Source organism: Pectobacterium polonicum, from assembly GCF_005497185.1.
Classification (GTDB): Bacteria; Pseudomonadota; Gammaproteobacteria; order Enterobacterales; family Enterobacteriaceae; genus Pectobacterium; species Pectobacterium polonicum.
Genome location: NZ_RJTN01000051.1, coordinates 1 through 3,886, shown reverse-complemented (window position 1 = coordinate 3,886; position 3,886 = coordinate 1). Strand labels below are relative to the sequence as shown.

The following is a 3,886-nucleotide window of genomic DNA, read 5'->3' as shown; positions in this document are numbered from 1 at the left end:
TTGCGACAGCGAGCGTAACCGGACGCTACTCAGGAGTTACAGCATCACGTCCTGTGACTGTCACACCTAAAATTGTTGTTGAAAAATATCTACAGATTGATGAGCGACTATCTGAGATTGCCACAGCAGGAGCAATAGCACAGTCCACAGCGCGTAACAATCTGGGGCTGGCGGCGCTGGCAACAAAAGACGGGCTCACGGCTGTTGACGTTGGCGCTGTTCCGCAAGCTACCGCATCACTCGGCACTGAGAACCTGAATACCGTCATATCACTCGGCCGCAAATTCCAATCGTTGACGAGCAATGCGACGTTAGCGCGAAATTACCCGGTGGCGCTTGCTGGCATGCTGGACGTTATCAGAACAACTGAGGCAGGCATTCGTCAGTCATACTATCCGTACAACAGCACGGAGGTGTATCACCGCTATTGCGTTGATACTGCGGCGAACCCTATCGTGTTCAGTGCATGGGCAAAGTTGGGCGGCGACTATCTGGAGAAATCACAGAACCTGGCAGACGTGCCGAATAAATCAACTGCGCGCGATAATTTGGGCGTTGGATATACCGTATCGACCGCTGCCCCGCCAGCTAGCGCAGCAGGTTACGCAGCGGGTCACATCTGGTATCAGGTAGGGGAATAATAATGCCGTTATTTCGTGAATCCGGGGGCGTTTTTGCCCCCGCTCAGCGTCTCGATATCAATGATAGCGGGACAATCAAAAACGTAGTCGCTGCGTGGATTTGTGACAATGGCGTGTTTAAACCGGTATTTCCGAATGAGCGCGAATATCACGATCCGGCTGCGTATTACGATATGGCGAACGCATGGAGTGTGACTATTGCGAGAGCGCCCGCTGCGGAGGAAAGTGGATTAGGATTCAGAGGTTTCAAAATCTCAGAATGCAGGATACCGAGCACAGGGCACGGTACAGGGGATGTTGACTGGTCACTGGTAGAGGTCATTGTTATCGCTACAGGCGATGCGTTGATATGCGATGCGCTGTCAACTGGCGGTAATCAGCCAAGCTGCAAATCAATAGAGTACAGCGGCGGAGGCACAGTAAACCTAGGTAGTTATGTGTCAACAAACACGAATTTTGCAGTCTCAGTTAGATCTGGATATATCGGGCAGATGGGATTCTATAACTATCTGAAACTGACGCTACACCCTGCTGATTTCTCAGATAAATATAATCAGCAGTTGGGGGTACGTTGGCGCTGGCACAGCAAACTACACAACATGTATTTCGAGTATATATTCACGAATGCCAGCATGATTATCACGCCCGTGTAATCACGCGAAAAATGACAGATGCCCGGCGATGATATCTAGGGCGTCTTCGAGTGTAGCTACAGGGTCAATGTGAATCGCTGGTGCGTCATTTTCGCCGACGCGTACAGCGACATAAAACCCCGAGTCTTCTATCACTGCGTATGAGTTGATAGGGCAATCGGTCAGCATGTCGCTGTCGTCCAAAATGCAGATTGTCGTTCCGTGATATTCGATAGTTTTCATTGTTAATTGCGAATAAATAACCGCGCTCCATTTGATTATCGTTCCTAAAATGCACGCTTACGTTACCATAAGTTCATATATTTGATGGCTTTTTTGTTTTGATATATTAGGAATTTAGCAATTAAGTCGTTGTTTTTCATTTAAAAAGCGCGGAATTTAAAATCCCTCGGCGTTCGCGCTGTGCGGGTTCAAGTCCCGCCCCGGGCACCATTGATAAATCAATAGACGTCAATCGACGTCTATTTTTTTGCCTAAAACCCACGGTTTTACTGGCTTACCCTTCATTCCATACTCTTCCTACGTCAACACAATTCAACTGACATCAACTTGCTTGTGCGGGTACAATTGCGGGTATACTTCAGTATGGTAAATCCTTGTACCCTCAATAACGCATTTATTGAAGGAAAAGCATTATGGCACTCACGGACATCAAGGTACGTTCAGCAAAACCGGAAGAGAAGCCTTATAAACTTACCGATGGAAACGGTATGTTTCTTCTGGTTCATACCAACGGGTCTAAATATTGGCGCTTACGCTATCGTTCGGATGGCAAAGAAAAGACGTTGGCACTAGGTGTCTACCCTGAGGTTTCCCTTTCTGAAGCGCGTCAGAAACGCGATGAAGCGCGAAAACTTATTGCTGCTGGCGTTGATCCTAACGAGCATAAAAAAGCAGTCAAAATTCAACAACAAGATGATGAGCAAACCTTTGAGGTTGTGGCTCGTGCCTGGCACGCTGACAACAAGAAGTGGTCGGAATCCCATGGCGAACGTATCCTGAAAAGCTTGAGCGACAATATTTTCCCCGCTATTGGCAGCACACATATCGCAGATCTGAAAACACGCGATTTACTGGCTCCGGTCAAAAGCGTTGAACGCTCTGGACGCTTAGAAGTGGCTAAACGCCTAAAACAACGTGTGACCGCCATCATGACCTATGCCGTGCAAAACGGCTTGATTGACTATAACCCGGCACAAGATATGGCTGGGGCGATTATGCCCGGCAAAGTTGAACACCGCCCGGCGTTGGAACTTGAACGTTTGCCTGAACTTCTTGGCCGGATTGACGGTTACAAAGGTCGTGAATTTACCAAATGGGTTATTAATCTCTCCCTGCTGATTTTCATTCGCTCCAGCGAGCTCCGTTTTGCCCGTTGGCCGGAAATCGACTTTGAACGATCGTTGTGGACGATTCCTCCAGAACGTGAACCAATCCCCGGAGTGAAGTTCTCCGAACGCGGTTCAAAAATGCATACGCCACATCTTGTTCCACTAAGTCGTCAGGCATTGGAGATCCTTAAAAAGATCAGAGAGGTGAGTGGGCATTGTGAACTGGTTTTCATTGGCGATCATTCGTCACGAAAGCCTGTTAGTGAGGGGACGGTAAACAAAGCACTGCAAACGATGGGCTACGATACGAAAACGGAAGTATGTGGTCACGGTTTTCGTACTATGGCCTGTAGTTCGTTGATTGAGTCGGGGTTGTGGTCTAGGGATGCGGTAGAGCGACAGATGAGCCACCAGGAGCGAAATGGTGTCCGGGCAGCGTATATTCATAAGGCGGAGCATCTGGATGAACGTAAGCTGATGCAGCAATGGTGGGCGGATTTTCTGGATGCGAATCGGGAGAAAATGGTGAGTCCATTTGACTTCGCTAAAAAGTAGCATTATAAATGCTGAGATAGTTTTGACGATTTATCTCGGCATTTTTAGTTGTGCGTATTTTATTATTTAGTTTTATCAAACATGTATTAATCATTGAAAGTGGTTTATCCCTATAACTGTGATGAAATTTACAGATATTTTCTCATTATCTCTTTAGTCTTAGTGTTCTGGTTCGTAATGAATACATCTAAGTATAAATATTTTTAAGAAATTAGGAGTTAAATGGAAATGATGAGTTTTGATGAAGTGATTACGTATTTACATAAGCAGTCCCGGCCATATTCCCTACTTATGGGGAATGGTTTTAGTATGGCCTATGATAATAAGATCTTTTCATATAATGCCCTCTACAATTTTTTGACGTCAAGAGATGATGAATTAATAAATAAACTTTTTGATGTGATAAAAACTAAAAATTTTGAATTAGTAATGCAGCAATTAGACACAACATTAGCCTTATTAAAGGCTTTTGGCTCTGATGATAAGTTGCAGGGTGATATTATTTTAGCAAGCAAAAAATTGAAAGACGGCTTGCTAAACTCGATACACCAACTTCATCCCGAGCATGTATATAAAATTCCAGAGAAAAAGATAATTGCTTGTGCTGAATTCTTAAATTTATTTATTAAAAGCGGTGGGCATATTTTCTCTACGAATTATGATATGTTATTATATTGGGCTCTTATGCGAAATCATGTCGAAAATG

Annotated in this window: 4 protein-coding genes; all 4 read left to right on the top strand. The window is 45.1% G+C overall.

The window, feature by feature from the left end; genetic code table 11:
* Window positions 1-641, top strand: a 641-nt coding sequence (locus EDI29_RS22490; RefSeq protein ID WP_241664986.1) for a pyocin knob domain-containing protein, incomplete at its 5' end; no start/stop codon positions are given.
* Between the two features lie 2 nt (window positions 642-643).
* Complete coding sequence (locus tag EDI29_RS22485) at window positions 644-1,294, top strand: hypothetical protein (RefSeq protein WP_137742647.1); 651 nt, start codon at window positions 644-646, stop codon at window positions 1,292-1,294.
* A 635-nt stretch (window positions 1,295-1,929) separates the two neighbouring features.
* On the top strand, window positions 1,930-3,180 hold the full coding sequence (locus tag EDI29_RS22475; RefSeq protein WP_137742645.1) for a tyrosine-type recombinase/integrase: 1,251 nt from the start codon (window positions 1,930-1,932) through the stop codon (window positions 3,178-3,180).
* Between the two features lie 222 nt (window positions 3,181-3,402).
* Window positions 3,403-3,886: DUF4917 family protein (locus EDI29_RS22470; RefSeq protein WP_137742644.1), on the top strand; the 484-nt coding region annotated here is incomplete at its 3' end.